General features: G+C 72.3%; 21 protein-coding genes and 1 pseudogene. 13 read left to right on the forward strand and 9 right to left on the reverse strand.

Features of this window, described 5'->3' with window-relative positions:
* Positions 1 to 269: 269 nt before the first annotated feature.
* Positions 270 to 2,081, forward strand: a complete 1,812-nt coding sequence (locus OG594_RS14445) for a hypothetical protein (protein ID WP_266598806.1) — start codon at positions 270 to 272, stop codon at positions 2,079 to 2,081.
* Between the two features lie 67 nt (positions 2,082 to 2,148).
* Here OG594_RS14445 and OG594_RS14450 read toward each other — a convergent pair whose 3' ends face one another.
* Together OG594_RS14450 and OG594_RS14455 are read right to left on the reverse strand one after the other, a co-directional pair.
* Positions 2,149 to 4,068, reverse strand: coding sequence for an AAA family ATPase (locus tag OG594_RS14450; protein ID WP_266598808.1), 1,920 nt, complete (start codon positions 4,066 to 4,068; stop codon positions 2,149 to 2,151).
* 380 nt (positions 4,069 to 4,448) lie between these two features.
* Positions 4,449 to 5,081, reverse strand: a complete 633-nt coding sequence (locus tag OG594_RS14455; RefSeq protein WP_266598810.1) for a uridine kinase — start codon at positions 5,079 to 5,081, stop codon at positions 4,449 to 4,451.
* 126 nt (positions 5,082 to 5,207) lie between these two features.
* On the opposite strand from OG594_RS14455, the gene OG594_RS14460 reads away from it, so the two are divergent.
* From OG594_RS14460 to OG594_RS14470, 3 genes are all read left to right on the forward strand, one after another.
* The gene (locus OG594_RS14460) at positions 5,208 to 6,590 is read left to right on the forward strand and encodes a peptidase C39 family protein (protein ID WP_266598812.1); all 1,383 of its coding nucleotides are present in this window, start codon (positions 5,208 to 5,210) and stop codon (positions 6,588 to 6,590) included.
* Between the two features lie 96 nt (positions 6,591 to 6,686).
* Positions 6,687 to 7,118 (forward strand): SPW repeat protein, encoded by a 432-nt coding sequence (locus OG594_RS14465; protein ID WP_266598814.1) that lies wholly within the window; start codon positions 6,687 to 6,689, stop codon positions 7,116 to 7,118.
* A 262-nt stretch (positions 7,119 to 7,380) separates the two neighbouring features.
* A complete protein-coding gene (locus OG594_RS14470; protein ID WP_266598816.1) occupies positions 7,381 to 7,533 on the forward strand; it encodes an SCO1431 family membrane protein in 153 nt (50 codons plus the stop codon).
* Positions 7,534 to 7,551: 18 nt separating this feature from the next.
* Here the strand turns inward: OG594_RS14470 and OG594_RS14475 are convergent, their stop codons facing one another.
* Positions 7,552 to 7,800: a hypothetical protein gene (locus OG594_RS14475; protein ID WP_266598818.1), complete on the reverse strand. Its 249-nt coding sequence runs from the start codon at positions 7,798 to 7,800 to the stop codon at positions 7,552 to 7,554.
* Between the two features lie 310 nt (positions 7,801 to 8,110).
* Between OG594_RS14475 and OG594_RS14480 the strand changes: the two genes are divergently transcribed.
* Together OG594_RS14480 and OG594_RS14485 are read left to right on the forward strand one after the other, a co-directional pair.
* A complete protein-coding gene (locus OG594_RS14480) occupies positions 8,111 to 8,800 on the forward strand; it encodes a TetR/AcrR family transcriptional regulator (protein ID WP_266598820.1) in 690 nt (229 codons plus the stop codon).
* Between the two features lie 147 nt (positions 8,801 to 8,947).
* Complete coding sequence (locus tag OG594_RS14485; RefSeq protein WP_266598822.1) at positions 8,948 to 10,120, forward strand: acyl-CoA dehydrogenase family protein; 1,173 nt, start codon at positions 8,948 to 8,950, stop codon at positions 10,118 to 10,120.
* 6 nt (positions 10,121 to 10,126) lie between these two features.
* Here the strand turns inward: OG594_RS14485 and OG594_RS14490 are convergent, their stop codons facing one another.
* Both OG594_RS14490 and OG594_RS14495 read right to left on the reverse strand, forming a co-directional pair.
* Positions 10,127 to 10,321, reverse strand: a complete 195-nt coding sequence (locus OG594_RS14490) for a hypothetical protein (RefSeq protein WP_266598836.1) — start codon at positions 10,319 to 10,321, stop codon at positions 10,127 to 10,129.
* 257 nt (positions 10,322 to 10,578) lie between these two features.
* Positions 10,579 to 10,976 (reverse strand): annotated as a pseudogene (locus OG594_RS14495) (diadenosine tetraphosphate hydrolase); the annotation flags it as partial.
* Positions 10,977 to 11,255: 279 nt separating this feature from the next.
* Here OG594_RS14495 and OG594_RS14500 point away from each other — a divergent pair.
* A complete protein-coding gene (locus tag OG594_RS14500) occupies positions 11,256 to 12,389 on the forward strand; it encodes a hypothetical protein (RefSeq protein ID WP_266598838.1) in 1,134 nt (377 codons plus the stop codon).
* Between the two features lie 14 nt (positions 12,390 to 12,403).
* Complete coding sequence (locus OG594_RS14505) at positions 12,404 to 13,495, forward strand: phosphotransferase family protein (RefSeq protein WP_266598840.1); 1,092 nt, start codon at positions 12,404 to 12,406, stop codon at positions 13,493 to 13,495.
* A gap of 32 nt (positions 13,496 to 13,527) precedes the next feature.
* Here OG594_RS14505 and OG594_RS14510 read toward each other — a convergent pair whose 3' ends face one another.
* Complete coding sequence (locus OG594_RS14510) at positions 13,528 to 14,007, reverse strand: hypothetical protein (RefSeq protein WP_266598842.1); 480 nt, start codon at positions 14,005 to 14,007, stop codon at positions 13,528 to 13,530.
* Between the two features lie 217 nt (positions 14,008 to 14,224).
* On the opposite strand from OG594_RS14510, the gene OG594_RS14515 reads away from it, so the two are divergent.
* The 4 genes from OG594_RS14515 (at position 14,225) to fxsA (ending at position 18,155) form a co-directional block, all read left to right on the forward strand.
* Positions 14,225 to 14,665, forward strand: a complete 441-nt coding sequence (locus OG594_RS14515) for an Lrp/AsnC family transcriptional regulator (RefSeq protein WP_030011705.1) — start codon at positions 14,225 to 14,227, stop codon at positions 14,663 to 14,665.
* A 62-nt stretch (positions 14,666 to 14,727) separates the two neighbouring features.
* Positions 14,728 to 16,356: an amidohydrolase gene (locus OG594_RS14520; RefSeq protein ID WP_266598844.1), complete on the forward strand. Its 1,629-nt coding sequence runs from the start codon at positions 14,728 to 14,730 to the stop codon at positions 16,354 to 16,356.
* A 304-nt stretch (positions 16,357 to 16,660) separates the two neighbouring features.
* Positions 16,661 to 17,494 carry a polyprenol monophosphomannose synthase gene (locus OG594_RS14525; RefSeq protein ID WP_266598846.1) on the forward strand — a complete coding sequence of 278 codons (834 nt, stop codon included), beginning with the start codon at positions 16,661 to 16,663 and terminating at the stop codon, positions 17,492 to 17,494.
* A gap of 88 nt (positions 17,495 to 17,582) precedes the next feature.
* On the forward strand, positions 17,583 to 18,155 hold the full coding sequence (gene fxsA, locus OG594_RS14530) for an FxsA family membrane protein (protein ID WP_266598848.1): 573 nt from the start codon (positions 17,583 to 17,585) through the stop codon (positions 18,153 to 18,155).
* A 105-nt stretch (positions 18,156 to 18,260) separates the two neighbouring features.
* Here the strand turns inward: fxsA and OG594_RS14535 are convergent, their stop codons facing one another.
* The 3 genes from OG594_RS14535 to OG594_RS14545 all read right to left on the reverse strand — a co-directional run bounded on the left by OG594_RS14535 (position 18,261) and on the right by OG594_RS14545 (position 21,228).
* Positions 18,261 to 18,635, reverse strand: coding sequence for an RNA polymerase-binding protein RbpA (locus OG594_RS14535; RefSeq protein ID WP_007262928.1), 375 nt, complete (start codon positions 18,633 to 18,635; stop codon positions 18,261 to 18,263).
* A gap of 313 nt (positions 18,636 to 18,948) precedes the next feature.
* A complete protein-coding gene (locus OG594_RS14540) occupies positions 18,949 to 20,391 on the reverse strand; it encodes an MFS transporter (protein ID WP_266598850.1) in 1,443 nt (480 codons plus the stop codon).
* A gap of 66 nt (positions 20,392 to 20,457) precedes the next feature.
* Positions 20,458 to 21,228: a glycerophosphodiester phosphodiesterase gene (locus OG594_RS14545; RefSeq protein WP_266598852.1), complete on the reverse strand. Its 771-nt coding sequence runs from the start codon at positions 21,226 to 21,228 to the stop codon at positions 20,458 to 20,460.
* A gap of 225 nt (positions 21,229 to 21,453) precedes the next feature.
* On the opposite strand from OG594_RS14545, the gene OG594_RS14550 reads away from it, so the two are divergent.
* Complete coding sequence (locus OG594_RS14550; protein ID WP_266598854.1) at positions 21,454 to 22,956, forward strand: PLP-dependent aminotransferase family protein; 1,503 nt, start codon at positions 21,454 to 21,456, stop codon at positions 22,954 to 22,956.
* The last annotated feature ends 56 nt before the right edge of the window (positions 22,957 to 23,012 follow it).

Genomic DNA, 23,012 nt, shown 5'->3' on the forward strand with positions numbered 1-23,012 from the left:
TTCCCGGTCCGGCTCCGGCTGTGGTACCCCGGGTTGCCGAGGGGCCTGGTCACCGTACGTCGGCCGCCTCGCGATCGATCGAGCTCCTGTTCGGCCAGTAGGTCGGCTGGGGCATGATGCCAGTTTGCTAGCGTGTCCGGCGTGGAGTCCCGTCGGCATGCCGGGGACGCGTGTCGACCGGGTGTCCCGGCCGCCGCCCGCTGACCTCGCTCGCCCCGTCGAGCCGGCCCGACCTGCGGCAGAGTGCCGCTTCACGGAAGCGATGTGACATGACGGATTTGGCACCGAACATCATCGGCGCCCCCTCCAGCACACCGGACGGCGCCAAAGGCGCCCCGTCCGACGGGAAGTCGACGGCGCGGTCGGGCGGCCGCTTCGACCGCTGGACGCAGAAGCGCTGGTTCCTCCCGCTGGGGGAGGTCGTGGTCAGTGTCGTCGTCGCCCTCGGGTTCATGCTGCTGTGTACCCACATCAGCGTCAACCCCGTCACCCGGATCGGTCAGGTCAGCGGCCTCGCCAAGGTCCAGCAGTACGCGGCCCTGATCGGCATACCGGTCCTCGCGGTGCTGCTGTTCCTCGCCTACCGGGGCACCCTGCGCTACTACCAGGTCGCGCAGCGGCTGGTGTGCGCCGCCCTCGCGGGCCTGGCCACCGGCATCGTCGCGGGCGGCATCGCCGTCGCCCTGAACGGCACGCCGTGGGGCCTGGGCGGCCAGGAGGGCGACCCCGGCAACCTCATGGGCATGGCCAACGACATGATGCGCCACAAGGGCATGCCGGGGGTCTACCCCCCGTTGTTCCCCGCCCTGCTCGCGCTCTGGGCCAAGGTCTTCCACAACGGCATCGCCGGTGTGGGCCACGCGCTCAAGGACCTGCAGCTGATCCTCAGCGCGCTGGTCGGGCCGATGGCCTACCTCTCCTGGCGGCTGCTGCTGCGCCCCTTCTGGGCGATGGCGATCGCCGTGCCGGCCTCGATCGTCTTCCTCGACCCGATCCGCCCGTACAGCCACGGCTCCATGCTCGTGCTGGTGCCGCTGCTGGCCGCCGCCTTCCGTGAGATCCGCCGTGCCGGCGAGCTCTCGACGCGTTCGGCGGTGCTGCGCGGCATCGGCTTCGGCGCCGTGTTCGGCGTGATGTTCCTCTGGTACTCGGGCTGGTACCTGTGGGCCGCTCCGGGCGCGTTCATCCTCGCCCTGATGCTGTTCCCGTGGCGCCGGGGCCGGGCCGCGATCAAGCGCGCGCTGCAATTCCTCGGCACCATACTCGTGACCGCCGCCGTCATCGGCGCGCCGCTGCTGTACCAGCTGGTCCGCCTGGGCGCCACGACGAAGGACCGCTACGCGTACATCAACACCTACATCGACCCGGCCTACGTGCTGGGCTGGGCGTCCGACCGCTCCGGCGAACTGAGCTACCACAGCTTCCCGGTGTCGGGCGAGCTGGCCGGCCAGACCGGCTTCGGCGTCCTGCTGCTCCTGGGCGTGGGCCTCGGCGTGGGCCTCGGCCTGCGCAACATCGTGGTCCGCACCGCCGGATTCGTCCTCGCCGGCGCCTGGCTGCTGCGCTTCTGGTTCGCCTCCCACATGGAGCACAACCAGGCCGTCCAGCTGTACCCGCGCACCACCTGGATCATCTTCTACTGCCTGATCATCCTGGCCGTCCTCGGCGTGATGCTCACGTACCAGCGCGGTTTCGGCTGGATCCGCGGCACGCTGAAGGAGGTCGCCCCGGCCCGGGCCGTCCGGATCTCGCCGCGCGCGATGTCCCAGCTGGCCGCCGGCCTGATCTGCGCGATCGCCCTGTTCGCCACCATGGGCGGCTCCTGGTCGGCCAACCGCTTCATGCCGTCCACCAATCCGGGCGTCGAGGACCTCGGTCTGGACGCGCTGCGCGCCCACCAGCAGCAGCTGGACAACGGCGAGTGCCCCAAGTACTCGCCGAACAAGGGCAAGAAGGCCTGCAAGCCGATCAACATGCGCCTGTCCGAGTACACCTTCGAGCCGGACAAGGGCCAGCTCTGGTGCGCCAACGTGAGCGGCGAAAACCGCGACCTCGTCTGCGGCCGCCCGCCGAAGAACTGACCGCTCAGGTCCGCACGCCTCCGGGGCCCGTCACGACGGGCCCCGGAGGCATGTCCGCCTCACACCCTCACAGGGCCGGGGGCTCCGGCCGCTCCTGGGGGCCGCGGCCCGACAGGACCTCCCCGTACGCCTGCATCAGGTCGGGCAGCCGCAGCGTCGCCAGGTCGTCCCGCGACGGCTCACCCGCGAAGCCCGCCAGCCGCAGGTCCCGGTACGCGCAGCTCTTCTCGTACAGGGTCCGCAGGAAGCGGCCGTTGCCGAGCTCGTCGATCCAGCCCTGCTCCACCACGTGCGCGCTGATGCTGCGCAGCTCCTCCAGCGCCTCCTCGTCCCAGTGGTCCCCGTTCGCGTCCGCCAGCACCCCGCCGATCGCGGTCAGTTCCAGCGGCCGGTAGCTGGGGAAGTCCACCCGGGTGGTGAAGCGCGAGGACAGCCCCGGATTGGCGGCCAGCAGCCGGTCCATCCCGGCCGGGTAACCCGCCAGTATCACCACCAGGTGGTCACGGTTGTCCTCGGCCCGCTTCAGCAACACCTGCAGGGCCTCGTCGCCGTACGCGTCGCCCTTGCTGTAGCCCGAGTTGGACAGCGAGTAGGCCTCGTCCACGAACAGCACCCCGCCGATCGCCGAATCGATCAGCTCGTTCGCCTTCACCGCCGTCTGCCCGAGGAACTCGCCCACGAGGTCGGCCCGCTGGGCCTCCACCAGATGGTCGCCGCCGAGCAGCCCCAGCGCGTAGAACACCCGGCCCAGGATCCGGGCCACGGTCGTCTTGCCCGTACCGGAGGGCCCGGAGAACACGAAGTGCCGCTTCGGCGGCTGCACCGGCAGCCCCTGACCCGCCCGCAGCCGCGCCATGTGCAGCTGCGCCGAGAGCGCCTTCACCTGCCGCTTGACCGGCTCCAGGCCCACCATCCGCTCCAGCTCCGCCAGCGCCTCGGCGAGCGCCGCCGGATCCGCCGGCCCGGCCGGCAGCCCCTCGGGCGTGCCCTGCGGCGGGACCGGCGCCTTGCGCCGCGCCCCCTCCACACGTCCTGCCGGGGGAGCGGGCGGAACCAGCGGATCGGGTTCCACCTGGCCGTCCGCCGCGACGTCCTGGACGGGCCCGCCGCCCAGTGCGACCGCCGCGAAGTCCCCGCCGGCCGGGGACGGGCCGTGCCCGCTGTAGCCCCCGTACGCGGCGTACCCCGCCAGGCCCGCCAGATCGGCCACGCCGTCGGTGTCGTCACCGTCCTCGATGGCCGTCAGCCGGGCCGCGGTGTCCATGAACGAGGGATCCACCCGGTGCACCGCCCGGTACAGCGGCAGCGCCGCCGCGCTGCGCCCGGTGCCCTCCCGCGCCCGCGCCAGCCAGTACCGCAGCTCCTTGCGCTGGGGCTGCTCGCTGCGGCACCGCATCAGCGCCGCCGCCAGCATCGGCTCCGCCTGCCCGTACATCTCCAGCCGGACCCGCGCCATCCCGCCGAACAGCCCGGCCTCGATGCCCAGCAGCGGATCGTTGACCAGCGGCTCGGTGTGCCGGACCAGCTGCTCCCAGTCCTTGACCAGATAGGCCCGGCAGGCGTGCAGGAAACGTACCTGCGCGTCGGTGTCCACCGGCGGCAGCGCGGCCAGGGCCTGGTCCAGTTCGGGCACGTGGCGGCCGTCCAGCCAGTGCGAGGCATGGGCGAGGAGCAGATCGCGCCGGCTCTCCAGCACCGGCTGCACCCACCAGCCCAGCCAGTACCAGGAGTTCAGCGTCCGACGGTGCCGGGCGCGCTGCTCGCCGAAGCGGTCCCGGTGGGCGTACATGCGAAGTAACGCGTTACCGGTGTCGACCCGGAGCGCGTGCAGGCCCAGCCATGCGTCCGCCATCGAGGGGTCGAGCCGTACGGCCGCCCGGAACTCTTCCTCGGCCTGCGGATAAGCGCCCATGGTGCAGGCGTCGACCCCGCGCAGCCAGGCCAGTTCGGCCGGGGCGTGCATGCTGCCCGGCGTGCCGAAATCCATCACGTCCCCCACAAGCCTGCCCCCGTGGTGCGCGGCAACCTCCGTGACGAGCACATGAGTTGCCCACTGCGCCGATGAAATCAGGGCTGCATCGTACCTGCGGTCACGCACCTTACGTAGGGCGCGACAGGTCCGTTTCCGGCGTGCGCCCCTGGGGCGATCGGTGACTCAGGGTGAAGGATCTGGGTGGATCGGCCGCGCCCGACACTGCCGGGGAGGGGGGTCCGCGGGCAGAACGAAGCCCCCGATCACGGGGGAACAACCGGGGGCTTCGTGTCCGCGACAGCCCTTAAAGGCCGCGCATTCAGAACGTAAGGCCGCCGCGGGCCCCAGGTCAAGCGGGTCGGCCAGGGCCCGGCGGGGCGGATTTCCGGGGGCGTTCAGGCCCGGGGGAGTTCGTTACTCCCGGTGACGGAAGCGGAGGTTCCTGCGGTCGCACGGGCCCCGGAAGACCACTCGTATCCCGTACCGCTCTGGCGTACCAGGGTGTCGGCGAAGGGGCGCGAAGGGTCGTTGGAGAAGTGCGCGCGCTCCGCGCGCTCCCATCCGTCCCAGAAGTCGGAAAGTTCACGCCCGTCCCGGTTCCGCCCCCGTTGCCAGGACTGCTCGCGCGGCGTCTCCATCCACAGCAGCCGCGCCAGCCGCGGCCGCAGCGCCGCCCGCCCCGCGCCGACCCCCTCGACCAGCAGCACCGGCGCCGGCTCCAGCACCCGCTCCGGCCCGAACCGGCGCTCCACCCAGTCGTACGGGGCCCAGTGCGCGGGCCGTCCGGCGGCGAGCGGCTCCAGCACCTGCGCGCGCAGCCGCTCCTCCCAGTCGAACAGCTCCTCGTGGGTGGCCACGTCGTCCAGGTGCAGCACGGGCGCCCCCAGCGCCCCGGCGAGCCGCCCCGCGAAGGTGCTCTTCCCGGACCCGGCGTGCCCGTCGATCCCGATCAGGCGCACCGGGCCGAGGGAGGGCGGCAGCGCGGCGAGCTCCCGGGCGAGGGACTCAAGTGACTGGTGAGGCTCCACCCGACCAGCGTAGACAGGCCCGACACGACCCGTGGCTTCGGGCCGCCGCCGCCGGGAACTGCAAGGGTGATGCCGGATGCCACCGGAGAGCCGCCGAAGGACCGACCCACCCTGGGGGAACACGCGATGACCGAACCCACGCCGCGCAGGGCCCTACTCGTCGCCGCACTCGCGGTCGCCACCGCGGCCACCGCCGCCACCGTCTCCGGCGCCAGCGCCTCGGCGGCCCCTCCCACCCCTCCCACTCCTCCCGCCCCGCGGGCCCCGGGCCGCACCGTCGACAACCGCTTCTGGTACTCCTACGGCCACTGGCTCGCGGGCACCCACCAGGGCACCACCGCCGTCGGCGGCGCCCGCCCGGGCCTGGAGATCGCTACGGCCGTCGGCCGCACCGAGTACGCCGACCCGCACACCGGCCGCAAGAGCACCTGGGAGTACGCCACCTGGACCTCCCCCGTGCACCGCTCCACCGTGCCCGCCACCGAGGCCATCGCCTCCTGGAACGCCCGCACCCCCGCCGGGACCTGGATCCAGATCGAACTGCGCGGTACCTACACCGACGGCACCGCCACCCCCTGGTACGTGATGGGCCGCTGGGCCTCCGGCGACGCAGACATCCGCCGCACCTCGGTGGACGGCCAGAGCGACGGCAGGTCCACCGTCTGGACCGACACCCTGGCCCTCGACCCGCCGGCCGCCACCGCCGGCCTGCGGATCGCGGCCTGGCAGCTGCGCCTCACCCTCCACCGCAGGCCCGGCGCCGAGCGCGGTCCCACCGTACGGCTCGCGGGCGCCATGGTTTCCGACGTCCCGGACCGCTTCACCGTCCCGGCCTCGACCCCCTCCCGTACGGCCCACGAGCTGAAGGTCCCGCGCTACTCGCAAGAAGTCCACGCCGGCCGGTACCCCGAGTACGACAACGGCGGCGAAGCCTGGTGCAGCCCCACCTCCTCGCAGATGATCATCGAGTACTGGGGCGGTAGGGCCGCCCCCTCCGCCTTGACCTGGGTCGACCCGAAGTACTCCGACCCGCAGATCTGCCACGCGGCCCGCTCCACCTACGACGCCGCCTACAAGGGCTGCGGCAACTGGCCCTTCAACGCCGCGTACGCCGCCACCTACCGCGGGCTGGCCGGAGTCGTCACCCGCCTCACCTCCCTGACCGACCTGGAGACCCTGGTCCGGTCCGGCATCCCGGCCATCACCTCCCAGTCCTTCCGCCCCGACGAACTCACGGGCGCGGGCTACGGCACCGCCGGCCACCTGATGACCGTCATCGGCTTCACCGCAGCCGGCGACGTGATCGCGAACGACCCCAACTCGCGGGACAACTCCGCCGTGCGCCGCGTCTACCAGCGCGCCGAGTGGGAGAACATCTGGCTGCGCACCAAGCGCACGGGGGCCTCCGGCAAGGTCGCCTCGGGCTCCGGCGGCATCTGCTACCTCTACGCGCCGGCCCGCCTGAGCCGGGCGCAGTTCCGGGCGCTGCGAGAGGTGGGGGTGCTGTGAGAAAGCCGCAATTTCCCGTTGACCAGGCGGTACGGATAAGCGGAACATAGTGGGGTAAATGGCAGATAAAGGCTTCTCAGTAGGAGGCGGCCGGCCATGACCACCCATCCCAGCATCGAGCACCACCCCGATCTCGCCGAGATGCGCACTCGGTTCGAGCGGGTGACCACCACTCCCCGGGCGCAGGCCGTCGAAGCGCTCGCCCTGATCACGGGCCTGTACCTGGCCGCCTCGCCGTGGATCGTGGGGTTCAGCGCCCTCACCCCGCTGGCCATCAACAACCTGATCGCCGGCCTGGCCTTCTGCCTGTGCATGAGCGGTCTGGGTTCCGCCTACGAGCGCACCCACGCGATGGCGTGGACGGCGGTCGCCCTCGGCGCGTGGACGATCATCGCCCCGTGGGCCATCGCCGGTGAGATGGACACGACGCGAACGGTGGTCAGCAACGTGATCGCCGGAGGCGTCGCCCTGTGCCTCGGCCTCGCGATGGCCGGCATGGCGAGCCGCGACCGCGGGTCCCGCACCTGACGGGGGCGCCGGAGGAAGCGCCCGATGAATGAGCGCGCCGGGTCCCGACCGATGAGGTCGGGACCCGGCCGTCTGCCGCCGGGACCCGGGCCCGGGTCGGCCCCCGCTCCTCTTTCCCCGTCCGTGGCTCTGTCCGAGGCCCTGCCCGTGCCCTGTCCGTGCCCTGTCCGTGGCCCTGTCCGTGTATGTCGGTGTTTGCGTGATGCATGCCACCCATGACGTCCCTACCGCGAAAGCCGCGAACGCTGGCACATTGGACGCCATGACTGCCGACAGCGCCGCCCCCCTCGCCGCTCCCCGGGGCCTCGTCCGGACCGGAGGCCCCAAGGGCGATTCCACCTGGCTGGAGCACGTGCTCGGCTGGACCCTCGTGGTCGTCGTCGCCATGTTCGTCACCCAGGTCGGCTGGCTCTGAGCCCCTCCCGGTCCGGGATCACGAGGCCTCCAGCCGCAGCCCGTCCGTGACGATCGTGTCCGGGGCCACCAGTGTCTGCTCGGTCACATGGCCGCGCAGATCGAGGGACCTGGCCGCGAGACCGTACTCCTCCCCGCCGTCCCGGGTGCGTAGCCGGTAGCCGCGGAGCGGGGTCGCACCAGCAGACCGCCCCAGAATGGCCGGGTACGACGCCAGGAGCGCAACCGCCGCCGGTGCTCGGGCGGCGGCAACCGCCGCGCCCGCCACCCGTACCCCCGCCCGCGCCCGCGGTCAGGGGCACGTCCGGCCGTGCGAGCTGACGTCGAGCTCCATGCCCGACCCGGAGGGCGAACTTCCCCGGCTCACCGCGGACCCCGGCCACCTGGGCCGGCGTCGAGGTCCGTCCCGTCGATCACCAGATTGCTGCCCGTGACCTCGCCGGGCCGGGCCCTTGCTGCTCGGCTTCGAGCAGGAGGCCTGGAAACTGGTCCGATGCGCAGGGAAGTGCGAAATGAGCTCGGCGCGCAGGTCTGCCCTAAGGTGGGCGTCCTGTGGCAGTTCGAGGCTAGGGCTGGATTTGAATAATAGTCAACAGCGCGGAACGAGCGGTCGATCGCAGGCGCGCAGGGCCGAACTCATAGCCACCGGGCGCAAGTTGTTCGCCGACACCTCGTACGACGCGCTCTCCATGGACGACATCGCCAAACACGCGGGCGTCGCCAAGGGGTTGATCTACTACTACTTCGACAGCAAGCGCGGCTACTACCTCGCCATCGTCGAGGACTCCGTGGCCGAGCTCGTCGCCCGGGCCGGCGGCGACACCGACCTCCCCGGCGCGGAGCGCGTCCACCGCACCATCGACGGCTACCTGCACTACGCCGAGCACCACCACGCCGCCTACCGCACCATCGTCACCGGCGGCGTCGGCTCCGACGCCGAGGTCCTCGCCATCCGTGACGCCGTTCGCGAGGAGCTCGTCGCCACGATCGCCGAAGGTGCGTACGGGCGCCGCGCCCTCCCGCCGATCGCCCGGCTCGCCCTCGTGGGCTGGCTCTCCGGGGTCGAAGGAGCCACCCTGGACTGGATCGGGGCGCTCGGCGCCCCGGGGCAGCCCGATCGCGCCGAGCTCGGGGCCCTGCTCGTGCGCCAGCTGCGCGCGACACTGGAGGTGATCGAGGAGTTCGTCCCGGAGTGTCCGGCACGTCCCGGTCCCGAAGAGCCGTTCGATCCGCTCGGTGATCTTGCCCCGGTGACGGGAAGCCCCTGATCGGGCATACTCAAGCCGCCGCAGCCGCTGAACAGCCCTTTCCGTAACCCGGGAGGGCAACATCGGCTGTGGGATAACCGAGACCCGGCGGCGCGTCCCACACCTCGCGCGTCGCCGCCGTGCCCGACCAGGGAGGAGAGCGCCGCCATGACTGACCGCGCCCCGCAGCCGGTGGACCGACAGCTGCCCACCGAGGAGTCCCGGGACCTCCTCGCACTCGTACGCGAGATCGCGCAGCGGGAGATCCGTCCCAAGGCAGCCGAGGAGGAGGACTCCGGCCGGTTCCCCCGGGAGGTCTTCACCCTGCTCTCCGAGGCAGGCCTGCTCGGCCTTCCCTACCCCGGGGAATTCGGCGGCGGCGAGCAGCCGTACGAGGTCTACCTCCAGGTCCTGGAGGAGCTGGCTGCGGCCCGCCTGACCGTCGGCCTCGGCGTCAGCGTGCACTCCCTGGCCTGCCACGGCCTCGGCGGCTACGGCACCAAGGAGCAGCAGAGCGCCCACCTGCCCGCGATGCTCGGCGGCGGCCTGCTGGGCGCCTACTGCCTCTCCGAGCCGGCCGCCGGCTCCGACGCCGCCTCGCTCACCACCAAGGCGGTGCGGGACGGCGACGACTGGATCATCACCGGCACCAAGGCCTGGATCACCCACGGCGGGGTCGCCGACTTCTACACCGTCCTCGCGCGCACCGGCGCCGAGGGGCCCAAGGGCATCACGGCCTTCCTGGTCCCCGGGGACGCGGAGGGCCTGACCGCGGCCGTGCCCGAGAAGAAGATGGGCATGAAGGGCTCGCCCACCGCCCAGCTGCACTTCGACGGCGTACGGGTCGCCGACGCCCGCCGCATCGGCGAGGAGGGGCAGGGCTTCAGCATCGCCCTGGCCGCTCTGGACGCCGGGCGCCTGGGCATCGCCGCCTGCGCCATCGGCGTCGCCCAGGCCGCGCTGGACGAGGCCCTGACGTACGCGCTGGACCGCAAGCAGTTCGGGCACCCGATCGCGGACTTCCAGGGGCTGCGCTTCATGCTGGCCGACATGGCCACCAAGATCGAGGCGGGCCGGGCGCTCTACCTCGCGGCGGCGCGGCTGCGCGACGCGGGCAAGCCGTTCTCCCGCCAGGCGGCCATGGCCAAGCTGTTCTGCACGGACGCGGCGATGGCCGTCACCACGGACGCGGTGCAGGTCCTCGGCGGGTACGGCTACACGGCGGACTTCCCCGTCGAGCGGCTGATGCGGGAGGCGAAGGTGCTCCAGATCGTCGAGGGCACCAACCAGATCCAGCGCATGGTCATCGCCCGCCACCTGGCGGGCCCGGAGACGCGCTGACCGCGGTCAGTACAGCCCGCTGCTGGTGGTGGGCCAGACCGGGGAGGACGCGAGCCGCGACCACTCCGGGTCGCGCCGGCCGGGCAGCGTCCGGCCGGCATCCGCCCACCGTGCCAGCAGATCGCGGTAGATCGGCGTATCCGGCACCTGCTGCGCCTGCTCACGCGGACGCTGAACCGATTCTTCGAAACCCGGCGCCACCAGTCGACGCCTTCGGCCCGTTGAAGACTGAAGCATGGTCATACCTCGCCAACGCGGAACCGAAGGGCCGGGTAATCGCCCCCGAGGTGCGCCCATCCGTTCGAGGTGTCGCCGGGGGCGGGGCGTGGTGGGGCGGCGCGGGGCGTGGTGGGGCGTGGTGGGGCGGGGTAGGGCGGTCGGACGGAGCATTCGACGCCCGGCCACCGATCGTCACCGACCAGCGGGCCCGCCGACCGGAGGTCGGCGGGCCCGCACCGTCAACGCACGCCTGACAGCTGGTCCAGCTCCGCGCCGATCGCTCCCCGCAGCTCGTCGTGCTGCGGACCGAGTGCGAACGTGCCGTCGCTCCAATTCGCGCGCGGATACAGCTAGACGGGCATGCCCACGAGATCGGCCGGCTCCCACTCGAAACGCGGCCACACGTGCGTGTGCAAGAAGCCGTCGGTGTTGCCGAGGATCTCCAGGTTCACCCGGCGGAAAGCCGGGTCCAGACGCCTGCACGCCCGTTCGACCGCTTCCCCCACTCGATCCATGTCGGACAAGAAGGCCAACCGCCTCGCCCTCGGCAGGTCCGACAGCCGTTGCACGGCTGGGTCATCCGTCAGGAGCACCGAGTATCCGGCAGGAACTGGACGTCCCGGATCACCGCGAAACCCCCATGCGCGTCACTGACCACCGCCCGAGCAGCTCCCGCCCCCTGAAGCCCCCGCTCAACGCTCCGACCCCGCCCGCCCGGCTCCGGTCATCCCCACCTCGCCCCGCCGGGAGGCCCCGGCATAGCGCGCCGGTCTGTCAGAGCGTGCCAGAAGGGTGGTCCCCGGGGCGGTTTCTGACGTACCGTCATATCCGCTCGAGCCGTCCCGCACCTTCCCTTCCCCTCCCGTTCCCCTGAGCCCCCCCGCCCGTTCGAAGCCGTCCGTCCAGGAGGTTCGTCATGCCCGCCGATCGGCCCGTCGCGCTCGATGAATACCCCATCCACCAGGCGCCCTTGTCGATGAAGCACGTCGTCAGCGGCGACCGAAACGCCTACGACCGGTGCATCTTCCACGTCTTCGACCACGCCGGCCGCGCCGTCCTGATCCTCGGCCTCGGCGTCTATCCCAACGCCGGGGTCATCGACGCCTACGCCACCCTCCGCATCGGCGACGAGCTGCTCGCCGTCCGGGCCTCCGACGCCCTCAGCGACGACCGGATGAACCTCGCGGTGGGGCCCCTGTCCATCACCGTCGACGTACCGCTCCGGCAGCTCACGCTGCGCTGCGCCGCCGATCCGGCGGACCCGCACGGGCTCTCGTACGACATCACCTGGACCGCCGAGTTCCCCGCCGTCTGGGAGCCGCACCACGTCCAGCGGCGTGGCGACCGGCTCATGCTGGAGGGCCGTCGCTTCGTACAGGCCGGCCAGGTCGCCGGAACCATCCGGGCCAAGGGCGAGGAGTTCACCCTCACGCGGGGGGAGTGGACCGGTACCCGCGACCGGAGTTGGGGCGTGCGGCCGATTCCCGGCGAGGAAGGGGGCCGCGCGGCCGACGAGTACCGCCCCGAGGGCTTCCACTGGCTGTGGATCCCGGTCCGCTTCGAGGACCGCTTCGTCATGGTCATCGCCCAGGAGGACGCCGACGGCCACCGCACCCTGAGCGAGGCCGTGCAGGTGTTCCCCGAGGGCAGCGGACGTCACGACGTCCAACTCGGCTGGCCGCACACCGAGATCCGCTACCGGCCCGGCAGCCGGCACCCCGAGCGGGCCGTCGTGCACCTCACCGACCCCTCCCGCAAGCCCCTCGAACTGGGCGTGGAGATCCTCAACTCGTCCCCGCTCGCCGTCGGCGCGGGCTACCCTCCCGCCGCTGACTGGCAGCACGGCACCTGGCAGGGCCGCGGCTGGAGCGACCGCCGCGTCTACGACCTCTCCGACCCCGCGGCCCACCCGATGGCCGCCTTCGGAGTGACCGACCACTCGGCCCGCTTCACCCTCGACGGGCAGGTCGGCCACGGCATCTTCGAACACGGCAGCTTCGGGCGCCACGACCCGAGCGGTTTCGCCGACTACTCCTCCGTCGCCCAGTAGAAAGGGGATCGACCATGGCCACCGCACCACGACCGCGCACCTCCACCCGGGAGCCCGAGGAGCTCGGCCGCCGCCTCGCCGCCTGGTTGGACACCAGGCTCCCCGGCGCGCGGGTCACGGGCGTCCGCGTCCCCGGATCCAACGGGATGTCCAGCGAGACCCTGCTCTTCGACCTGGAGCACCCCGACACCCCGCTGCGCGCCTGCGCGCTGCGGCTCGCCGCCGACCCGGCCGCCTACACCGTCTTCCCGACGTACGACATGCCGCGCCAACACCGCGTGATGAGCCTGGTCGCCCAGCACACGGACGTGCCCGTCCCGCGCGTGCAGTGGCTGGAGGAGGACCCGGGGCCGCTGGGGGCGCCGTTCTTCGTGATGGCCCGTGCGGAGGGCCGGGTCCCGCCCGACGTCATGCCCTACACCTACGAGGGCAACTGGCTGCACGCCGCCACCGACGCCGAGCGCGCCGCCCTCCAGGAGGCGAGCATCTCGCTGCTGGCCCGGCTGCACGACCAGTTCCCGTCCAAGGAGGCCGAGTTCCTCCTCCCCGACGGTGAGGGCACGCCGCTGCGCCGGCACGTGGACGCCCAACGCGCCTACTACTCATGGGTGGTGGGCGGGCTCGCGCCGTCCCCGCTCATCGAGTGGGCGTTCGCCCGACTGGAAGAGCTGTGGCCGCAGGACGAGGGCCCGGCCGTCCTCAACTGGGGCGACGCCCGCATCGGCAACGTCATCTACGACGGCTTCACGCCGGTGGCCGTACTGGACTGGGAGATGGCGGCGTACGCCCCGCGCGAGGTGGACCTCGGCTGGACCGTCTACCTGCACCGGTTCTTCCAGGACCTCACGGTCGGCTTCGGCCAGCCCGGCCTGCCGGACTTCCTGCGCCGCGAGGACCTGGAGCGCCGGTACACCGAGCTCACCGGCCACACCCCGCGGGACATGGAGTTCCACACCCTCTACGCGGCCCTGCGGCACGGGATCGTGATGCTCCGCATCGCCTACCGGCAGGCCCACTTCGGGGAGGTCGAGGTCCCGGCGGACCCGGACGGCCTGATCCTGCACCACGCCAGCCTGGCCGCCATGGTGCAGGGAACGTACTGGTAGGGGAGCGGAGGGCTAGATGAGCGGAGCGGCCGTCAGGCCGCCTGCGCGTGCTGCTGCCGCGTCTGCGCCTGCGGCCGCGGCAGCACGGGGCTCACCACGCGGATCGGGCGCGAGCCCGGACCGCCGACGTGCGAGAAGGGCTGGGTCCGCCAGTCCAGACCCTGGGGCAGGGCCGACAGGACGACGGGTTCGACCTCCTGCGCCTCCACCGGCTGGACCATGCCGACGGTGGGCAGGGCGTCGCTCGCGGGCCGGCCGGTGCCCGCGCACACGGTGAGGCCGAAGGGGTTCCAGGGGGTCAGGCAGAGGGCGTGCTGCGGCAGGTACTCCTCGTCCGCGACGAGGGCGATCGACTGGCCGCAGTCGGGGCAGATCGCGTGGTGGATCTCGAAGCCCTCGACCTCGTCGAGGTAATCGCCGTCCCCGCCGTCGTCCGGGTAGGTACCGTCCCCGGAATCGAGCGGTTCCAGGGGCTCCGGTTCGGTGCGACCGGCGCGCTTGGTGTTCAGCATGGATGTACTCCCCCTTGGGTGGGCCGGGCGGGCAGGTTCTTCGGCCTCGGCCACAGCAACCAATTCCCGTCGAGCGTCACGAGTAACCACAACAGACAGGCCTCCACCTGCATACCCCTGTGGCCTTGGTCACATGCCTGCCGCAGATGCCTCCAGTGGGCGGACAGCGCTGGGCCTGGAGCGCCCTTGGGCCGTAAGTTGAGCGGCTATGAGCGCAATGGAGGAGCTGGACCGCCAGATCGTTGATCTGCTCGTGCGGGACGGGCGGATGAGCTACACGGATCTGGGCAAGGCCACGGGACTGTCCACGTCGGCAGTCCATCAGCGAGTACGACGTCTGGAGCAGCGCGGGGTCATCCGAGGCTATGCGGCCGTGGTCGATCCGGAGGCCGTCGGCCTGCCGCTGACCGCGTTCATCTCGGTCAAGCCCTTCGATCCGAGCGCCCCGGACGACATCGCCGACCGGCTGGCCGGCGTCCCCGAGATCGAGGCCTGCCACAGCGTCGCGGGCGACGAGAACTACATCCTGAAGGTGCGCGTCGCGACGCCGCTGGAGCTGGAAGACCTGCTGGGCCGGCTGCGCGCCCTCGCCCACGTCTCGACGCGCACGACGGTCGTGCTGTCCACCCCGTACGAGGCGCGCCCGCCCCGCGTCTGACCCGCGCCCGAGCGGGGACCCGGTGGTCGGGCCGGGGTGGGCGACGCGGGACACTGGTCGGCATGACTGACCGCACCGCCCACTCCGCCGACGCCGCCGGAGCACCGACCAGGACCGTTCTCCTCCGCGGGGGCGAGGTGCACAGCCCCGCCGATCCCTTCGCCACCGCGATGGTCGTCGAGCGCGGTCGCATCGCCTGGGTCGGCTCCGAGGGTGCCGCCGACGCCTTCGCGCAGGGCGTGGACGAGGTCGTCGACCTCGGCGGCGCGCTCGTGACGCCGGCGTTCACCGACGCCCACGTCCACACCACCTCCGCGGGTCTGGCCCTCACCGGGCTGGACCTCACCGGGGCGCGCACGCTGTCGGCCGCGCTGGACCTCGTACGCTCCCATGCCGCGAGCCGTCCGGCCGACCGGGTGCTCCTCGGGCACGGCTGGGACGCCGCACGTTGGCCCGAGCGCCGGGCCCCGCACCGCGCCGAGCTCGACGAGGCCACCGGCGGCCGCCCGCTCTACCTCAGCCGCGTGGACGTGCACTCGGCCGTAGTCACCACCGCTCTGCTCGCCCTCGTCCCGGGGGTACGGCCCGACGGTGACCGGCCGCTGACCGGTGACGACCACCACGCCGTACGGCGGGCCGCGCTGGCCGCCGTCACCCCCGCCCAGCGCGCCGAGGCGCAGCGGGCCGCCCTCGACCGGGCCGCCTCCCTCGGGATCGGCTCCGTCCACGAGTGCGGCGGACCCGAGATCTCCTCCGCCGAGGACTTCACGGGTCTGCTGGACCTCGCTGCCGAGCGGCCGGGGCCGCGCGTGTTCGGGTACTGGGCCGACCGGGACCTCGAGCTGGCCAAGGAGCTCGGGGCGGTCGGAGCCGCCGGGGACCTGTTCGTCGACGGCGCCCTCGGCTCGCACACGGCCTGCCTGCACGCCCCGTACGCGGACGCCGCGCACACCGGCACCGAGTACCTCGACGTGCGCGCCGTCACCGAGCACGTGGCCGCCTGTACCGAGGAGGGTCTCCAGGCCGGGTTCCACGCCATCGGGGACGCTGCGATCACCGCCGTCGTCGAGGGCGTCCGGGCGGCCGCCGAGAAGGTCGGCCTGGCCCGGGTCCGCGCGGCCCGCCACCGGGTGGAGCACGCGGAGATGATGACCCCCGCCACCATCGCCGCGTTCGCGGAGCTGGGGCTGACCGCCTCCGTGCAGCCTGCGTTCGACGCGGCCTGGGGCGGCGAGGACGGGATGTACGCGGACCGGCTCGGCGTCGGGCGGGCCCGCACCCTCAACCCGTACGCGGCCATGCTCAAGGCCGGTGTCCCGCTGGCCTTCGGCTCGGACGCGCCCGTCACCCCGCTCGACCCGTGGGGCACCATCCGTGCGGCCGCCTTCCACCGGACCCCCGAGCACCGGATCTCCGTACGGGCCGCCTTCACCGCCCACACGCGGGGCGGCTGGCGGGCGCTGGGCCGCGACGACGCGGGCGTCCTCGTCCCCGGTGCACCCGCCGACTACGCGGTCTGGCAGACGGGTGACCTGGTCGTCCAGGCCCCCGACGACCGGGTCGCCCGCTGGTCCACCGACCCCCGTTCGGGCACCCCCGGACTGCCCGACCTGAGCCCCGGATCCGCGCTGCCGGTGTGCCTCGCCACCGTCGTCGGTGGGCGGGAGGTATTCGTACGCCCACAGGGGTGATCCGGTCGGCCTCGGTTCGGTACGGGCGGTCGGACCCGGATAGGTTCGGCCGGGTCCACCACTAGGAAGTCCGTGCCGGACGACTCCGTCTGCGCAGCGCGCCCGCGCCTCGGGGGCGAGGGAAGGTTTCGCCGGGCGGCGGTGGCCCCGGGTCGGGGTCCGCGGTCCAGTAGACAACGGTCACGGCGGCCCGCAGCCAGCGGGTGTCTGACCGGCCCGAAGGACCGCGGGCCCCGGCCACTGTTCTAAAGTCATTCTCTGCGACCAGACGTACAGGACGTGCACGAGCACAAAAGGGGACTCAGTGAGCGACGGCGGACAGCGGACCTACGGACCGCTCGGTACGGCCTTGGTGATCATTCCGACCTACAACGAGGCGGAGAACATCGGGCTGATCGTCGGGCGTGTGCGCGCGGCCGTGCCCGATGCCCACATCCTCGTCGCGGACGACAACAGCCCGGACGGCACCGGCAAGCTCGCCGACGAGCTGGCGTCCGGCGACGACCATGTCCACGTGCTGCACCGCAAGGGCAAGGAGGGGCTGGGGGCCGCCTACCTGGCGGGCTTCGTCTGGGCCCTGGAGCAGGGCTACGGGGTGATCGTCGAAATGGATGCCGACGGCTCCCACCAGCCCGAGGAGCTGCCCCGCCTGCTGACGGCGCTGGCCGGCGCGGACCTGGTGCTGGGCTCCCGCTGGGTGCCGGGCGGGCGGGTGGTGAACTGGCCGAAGAGCCGGGAGTTCATCTCGCGCGGCGGTTCGACGTACTCCCGGCTGATGCTGAACCTCCCGATGCGGGACGTGACCGGCGGCTACCGGGCCTTCCGTCGGGAGACCCTGGAGGGGCTGGGGCTGGACGAGGTGGCCTCGGCGGGCTACTGCTTCCAGGTCGACCTGGCACGCAGGGCCGTGCAGAAGGGCTTCCGCGTGGTGGAGGTCCCGATCACGTTCGTCGAGCGCGAGTTCGGTGACAGCAAGATGAGCAAGGACATCCTGGTCGAGGCGCTGTGGCGGGTCACCCAGTGGGGCATCAAGGCCCAGGCCTCCAAGCTGCTGGGCAAGGACGGCGGCAAGGACGGCGGCAAGGACGGCGGCGAGGCCGGCGGTACGCGGACCGGCGAGCCGGGAAGCGGAGCCTGACGGGCGAGCCGGGCCCGGGCACCCCTAGGGGATGTCCGGTACCTCCGGCTGAGGTCGCTTTTATGCAGCTCCAGGCACACTGGATGGTATGACGACCGGCATGTCCACGGCCCCCCGGCGGCGCTCGCCCGCCCGTACGTTCCTCCCCCTGGCGATCGCCGCCTGGCTGATCCTGGAGATCTGGCTGCTCACCGTGGTCGCTGACGCGGCCGGCGGGCTCGCCGTGGCCGCGCTGCTCGCGGGCGGCATCGTCCTGGGCGCGGTGGTCATCAAGCGGGCCGGGCGGCGTGCCTTCAAGAACCTGGCGAGCACCTTCCAGCAGGCCCAGCAGGGGCAGCAGCCCGCTCCGCAGCAGCCCGGCCAAGGCAATGGCCTCACGATGTTGGCGGGCCTGCTCCTGATGCTGCCGGGCCTGATCTCCGACGTGGCGGGTCTGGTCCTGCTGCTGCCGCCCGTCCGGGCCTGGATCGGCCGCAGGGCGGCCCGGTCGCTGGAGCGGAAGATGGCCTCGGCCCTGGCCGGTAGCTTCGGTGACGCCTTCCAGCAGGCCCGTATCCACTACCCCGACGGCAAGGTCGTCCAGGGCGAGGTCATCCGCGAGGAGCGGCCCGGCCGGCAGGACGGCCCGGACGTCGCGTACCGCCCGCCGCTGACTCCGTAAGAAGAGCCGAGCAAACGTAAGAAGGGCCGAGTAAACGGACAAGCCGAGGGGCCCCGCCACACGGTGTGTGGCGGGGCCCCTCGGCTTTGTGTATCCGTCCGGCTGTCAGGCGGACTTGCGGCTGTCCCGCGGATGCACGGCAATGTTCATGGCGCCGGAACGCAGGACTGCAAGCCTCTCGGCCAGCACTTCCTCCAGCTCCTCGCGGGTGCGCCGCTCCATGAGCATGTCCCAGTGCGTTCGCGCGGGCTTGCCCTTCTTCTCTTCGGGCCCATCCCCGTCCACCAGGAGTGCCATGGCGCCGCACGCCTTGCACTCCCACTCCGGCGGAATTTCTGCCTCAACCGAGAACGGCATCTCAAATCGATGTCCGTTCTGGCATGCGTACTCCACCGCCTGGCGCGGGGCCAGATCGATGCCGCGGTCCGTCTCGTAGCTGGTAACCACGAGGCGCGTACCGCGGAGAGCTCGCTCACTCATGAATCGTGCCTCCCGGGCTTGTCGCCCACAGGACAGGTGTCGCTGTCGTCGTCATCCGGTCAACGTCCGGTCGGCGGTATAGATTCCCGCTCCGGGTCGTGCGTCGCCCGTCGTGCCGCCCCTTGTTGTACCCACCAGTGCCCGTTTTGTCACATCTGGCAGCAGATGTCACCCAACGTCCACGCTTCTTGAGCGCGCAGTAACGGTCCGCCTGGCAGGCCAAAGGCGTACACTACCGGCCCTTTGCTTCAACGTCTAAATTCGTTCGGAATTCGTTCGTAGATCCGGGCGGAGCGCGCTCGCGGACCCACCCTCAGATCCGCTCCGGTACAGGATTGCCTGCCGCCTCCACCGCGCGCCGCACCGGCACTCGCGCCAGGAGCACGAATCCCAGTGCGAAGAAGACCACCAGCGAGATGATCGCGTCCCGGTAGCTGCCCGTGAGCTGGTACGTCAGGCCGAACACCAGCGGCCCCACCCAGCTCAGGCCCCGGTCGCTCATCTCGTACGCCGAGAAGTACTCGGCCTCCTTGCCCGCCGGTACCAGGTGCGAGAACAGCGAGCGCGAGAGCGCCTGGCTGCCTCCCAGCACCAGCCCGATCATCGCGGCGAGTGCGAAGAACCACACCGGGGTCCGGGCCGGCAGGAAGTATCCGGCCGCCAGCGTCACCGCCCACGCGGCCAGCGAGCCCAGGATCGTCCGCTTGGCTCCGTAGGTCCGGGCGAGGCGGCCCATGCCCAGGGCGCCCGCCACCGCCAGGACCTGTACCAGCAGTACCGCCCCGATCAGGGTGGACTGCTCCAGCTTCAGCTCCTCCGAGCCGTAGATGGAGGCCTGGGAGATCACGGTCTGCACGCCGTCGTTGTAGATCAGGTACGCCAGCAGGAACGACAGGGTCAGCGGGTAGCGCCGCATGTCCTTCAACGTGGCGACGAGCTGCTTCCAGCCGCTGACGGCCGGAGCCGCCCCCGGCTCCCGGACCACGGCCCGGTCCCGCAGCCGGCGCAGCGGGATCAGGGCGAAGGCCCCCCACCACAGGCCCGCGGAAGCCAGGCAGATCCGGATCGCCATGCCCTCGGAGAGGCCGAAGGAGTCGTGCCCCATGTAGAGCACCAGGTTCACCACCAGCATCACGGACCCGGCGGTGTAGCCGAAGGCCCAGCCCCGCGAGGAGACGGTGTCCCGTTCGTCGGGGGTGGAGATCTGCGGCAGGTAGGCGTTGTAGAGCACCATCGAGACGGACAGGGAGGCGTTCGCCACGACGAGCAGCAGGCCGCCCAGCAGGTAGCGCTCACCGCCCAGGAAGAACATTCCGGCGGTCGCGGCGGCGCCCGTGTAGGCGGCCGCGGCCAGCAGCGGCTTCTTGCGTCCGGTCCGGTCGGCCACGGCCCCCACCAGCGGCATCAGCAGGACGGCGAGGATCACCGAGGCCGAGACCGAGTAGGCGAAGAAGGATCCGGCGCGCACCGGGATGCCCAGCGGGTGCACGAAGCCCTCGGCGTCCGCGGCGGCTTTGGCCACGGCCGTGAGGTAGGGCCCGAGGAACACGGTCAGCACGCTCGCCGAGTAGACCGAGACGGCGAAGTCGTAGAAGTACCAGCCCCGCTGCTCGCGCTTGCGCGCGGCGGTCGCGGCGGTCGGCTCCGTCGCGGCGGTCGCGTCCGTAGGGGCGCTCGGCTCCGCCGGGGCGGCGGCTCTGCCGTCCTCCGCCCCGGGTTCCGCTTCCTCGGTCCTGCTGCGCTCTTCCGCACTCATGCGGTGTCCCCCTCGCTGGTCCCGTTCCGCAGCGGTGCTCCGGCCCGGGCGGGGGTGAAGGCCGCGTCAGGCCCAGGCCCCACGCCGGTCCAGCACCGTGCGCAAGATGTCGATCCGGTCGGTCATGATGCCATCGACACCCAGGTCGAGGAGAGCCTCCATACGTTCCGGTTCGTTCACGGTCCAGACGTGCACCTGGAGTCCCCGCTCGTGCGCGGTCCGTACGAACCGGCGGTCGACCACGCGGATGCCGGCCTGGGTCTCCGGAACCTGCGCCGCCACCGCGCCCACCCGCAGGGCCGCGGGAATGGCGTACGAGCGCAGCCGCAGACCGAGCACCCCGCGTACGCCGTAGGAGGTCGCCAGCCGGGGCCCGGCGATCTTCTGGGCGCGGGCCACCCGGCTCTCCGAGAAGGAGCTCACGCAGACCCGGTCCCAGATCCCGGCCCGGGCGATCAGGTTGACCAGCGGGTGCAGCGCCGACTCGGCCTTGATGTCGATGTTCCAGCGGGCGTCCGGGAACTCCTCCAGCAGCTCTTCGAGGAGCGGCAGCGGCTCGGTGCCCCCCACCCGGGCCTCACGGATCTTCTTCCAGGGCAGTTCGGCGATCCGTCCCTGCCCGTCGGTGACCCGGTCCAGCGTGGAGTCGTGGAAGGCGACGAGTTTCCCGTCCACCGTGGCGTGCACATCGGTCTCGAAGTACCGGTAGCCCGCTTCGGTGGCCCGGCGGAAGGCGGCGGCGGTGTTCTCCAGCCCGTCCGCGGCACCGCCCCGGTGCGCGAAGGGGATCGGAGCCGGGTGGTCCAGATACGGATGGCGAAGGCGTACGTGCGTCACGGCGGCAGTATGCCTCTTGTTGCCCGTGGGGGCGGTGCGGCCCGGTGGCTGCGGGGTGAACGGCGCGCCGCCGCAGCGGTGCGCCCCCCACCGCCGAGCGTTCGGGTACCCCAGCCCCTGGTCCCGGTGGACCCCGGCGTGGCAGGGTGTGGGGGCGGAAGCAATCCAATACGGGCCGCGCCCGGGGTCGGGCGGGGCCAATTCGACGAAGGTGGACCGGACAGCATGGCCGAATGGACCTCAGCGGTCGGTGCCGCACAGCTCGCCCGCCTCATCACCTCCCAGCAGGAGCGGCCCAGTGTCCCCGGGGCGCGCAAGCTGCCCGCCTACCGGACCCTCGCCGACGGCATCCGCCTGCTCGTCCTCGAAGGCCGCGTCCCCGTCGCCGCCCGGCTGCCCGCCGAGCGGGAACTGGCCGTGTCCCTCTCCCTCAGCCGCACCACCGTCGCCGCCGCCTACGAGGCCCTGCGGAGCGAGGGGTTCCTGGAGTCCCGCCGCGGCGCCGGCAGCTGGACCTCCGTACCGGCCGGGAACCCGCTGCCCGCCCGGGGCCTCGAACCGCTGCCGCCCGAGTCCCTCGGCTCGATGATCGACCTCGGCTGCGCCGCGCTCCCGGCCCCCGAGCCCTGGCTCACCAAGGCCGTCCAGGGCGCCCTGGAGGAGCTGCCGCCGTACGCGCACACCCACGGCGACTACCCGGCGGGCCTGCCCGCGCTGCGCCGGATGCTCGCCGACCGCTACACCGAGCAGGGCATCCCCACCATGCCCGAGCAGATCATGGTCACCACCGGAGCGATGGGCGCCATCGACGCCATCTGCACTCTTTTCGCCGGGCGCGGGGAGCGGATCGCCGTCGAGTCCCCCTCCTACGCCAACATCCTCCAGCTGATGCGCGCCGCCGGGGTCCGCCTCGTGCCCGTCGCCATGGCCGACGGCCTGCGCGGCTGGGACATGGACGTCTGGCGCCAGGTGCTGCGCGATTCGGCCCCCCGCCTCGCCTACGTGGTCGCCGACTTCCACAACCCGACCGGAGCGCTGGCTTCCGAGGAGCAGCGCCGCGCGATGGTGGAGGCCGCCCGCTCGGCCGGCACCGTCCTGGTGGCCGACGAGACCATGCTGGAGCTCCGGCTGGACCCGGGTCTGGAGATGCCCCGCCCGGTGTGCTCCTTCGACCCGGCCGGCAGCACGGTCATCACGGTCGGGTCCGCCAGCAAGGCGTTCTGGGCGGGCATGCGGATCGGCTGGGTCCGCGCGGCCCCCGACGTGATCCGCAGCCTGGTCGCCGCCCGCGCCTACGCCGACCTGGGCACCCCGGTGCTGGAGCAGCTCGCGGTGAACTGGCTGATGCGCACCGGGGGCTGGCAGGAGGCCGTCGAGATCCGCCGCGCGCAGGCCCGGGAGAACCGCGACGCGCTGGTCGCGGCGGTCCGCAGGGAGCTGCCGGACTGGGAGTTCGCGGTGCCGCAGGGCGGTCTGACCCTGTGGGCCCGTGCGGGCGGGCTCTCCGGCTCCCGGCTGGCCGAAGTGGGGGAGCGGGTCGGGGTACGCGTCCCCTCGGGGCCGCGGTTCGGCGTGGACGGGGCCTTCGAGGGCTACGTCCGGCTGCCGTTCACCGTGGGCGGGCCGGTGGCCGAAGAGGCCGCCTCCCGGCTGGCGGCGGCGGCCCGGCTGGTCGGCACGGGTGCGGGCGGCAGCGGGGCGGAGCCGCCGCGCACGTTCGTGGCGTAGCCCGCCGCAGCCGGCCTAGGAAGCCTCGGCCGGCACGTCCGGAAGCTCCGGGGGAG

Origin of the sequence: Streptomyces sp. NBC_01214 (assembly GCF_026340975.1) — a bacterium.
GTDB lineage: Bacteria > Actinomycetota > Actinomycetes > Streptomycetales > Streptomycetaceae > Streptomyces.

Excerpts from the sequence above, each read along its gene's own strand:
- OG594_RS14510 (WP_266598842.1), bottom strand. The coding sequence starts at position 14,007 with ATGCTGAACACCAAGCGCGCCGGTCGCACCGAACCGGAGCCCCTGGAA.
- OG594_RS14550 (WP_266598854.1), top strand. The coding sequence starts at position 21,454 with ATGGCCGAATGGACCTCAGCGGTCGGTGCCGCACAGCTCGCCCGCCTC.
- OG594_RS14500 (WP_266598838.1), top strand. The coding sequence starts at position 11,256 with ATGCCCGCCGATCGGCCCGTCGCGCTCGATGAATACCCCATCCACCAG.
- OG594_RS14465 (WP_266598814.1), top strand. The coding sequence starts at position 6,687 with ATGACCACCCATCCCAGCATCGAGCACCACCCCGATCTCGCCGAGATG.
- OG594_RS14505 (WP_266598840.1), top strand. The coding sequence starts at position 12,404 with ATGGCCACCGCACCACGACCGCGCACCTCCACCCGGGAGCCCGAGGAG.
- OG594_RS14535 (WP_007262928.1), bottom strand. The coding sequence starts at position 18,635 with ATGAGTGAGCGAGCTCTCCGCGGTACGCGCCTCGTGGTTACCAGCTAC.
- OG594_RS14460 (WP_266598812.1), top strand. The coding sequence starts at position 5,208 with ATGACCGAACCCACGCCGCGCAGGGCCCTACTCGTCGCCGCACTCGCG.
- OG594_RS14445 (WP_266598806.1), top strand. The coding sequence starts at position 270 with ATGACGGATTTGGCACCGAACATCATCGGCGCCCCCTCCAGCACACCG.
- OG594_RS14450 (WP_266598808.1), bottom strand. The coding sequence starts at position 4,068 with ATGGATTTCGGCACGCCGGGCAGCATGCACGCCCCGGCCGAACTGGCC.
- OG594_RS14540 (WP_266598850.1), bottom strand. The coding sequence starts at position 20,391 with ATGAGTGCGGAAGAGCGCAGCAGGACCGAGGAAGCGGAACCCGGGGCG.
- fxsA (WP_266598848.1), top strand. The coding sequence starts at position 17,583 with ATGACGACCGGCATGTCCACGGCCCCCCGGCGGCGCTCGCCCGCCCGT.
- OG594_RS14470 (WP_266598816.1), top strand. The coding sequence starts at position 7,381 with ATGACTGCCGACAGCGCCGCCCCCCTCGCCGCTCCCCGGGGCCTCGTC.
- OG594_RS14515 (WP_030011705.1), top strand. The coding sequence starts at position 14,225 with ATGGAGGAGCTGGACCGCCAGATCGTTGATCTGCTCGTGCGGGACGGG.
- OG594_RS14520 (WP_266598844.1), top strand. The coding sequence starts at position 14,728 with ATGACTGACCGCACCGCCCACTCCGCCGACGCCGCCGGAGCACCGACC.
- OG594_RS14485 (WP_266598822.1), top strand. The coding sequence starts at position 8,948 with ATGACTGACCGCGCCCCGCAGCCGGTGGACCGACAGCTGCCCACCGAG.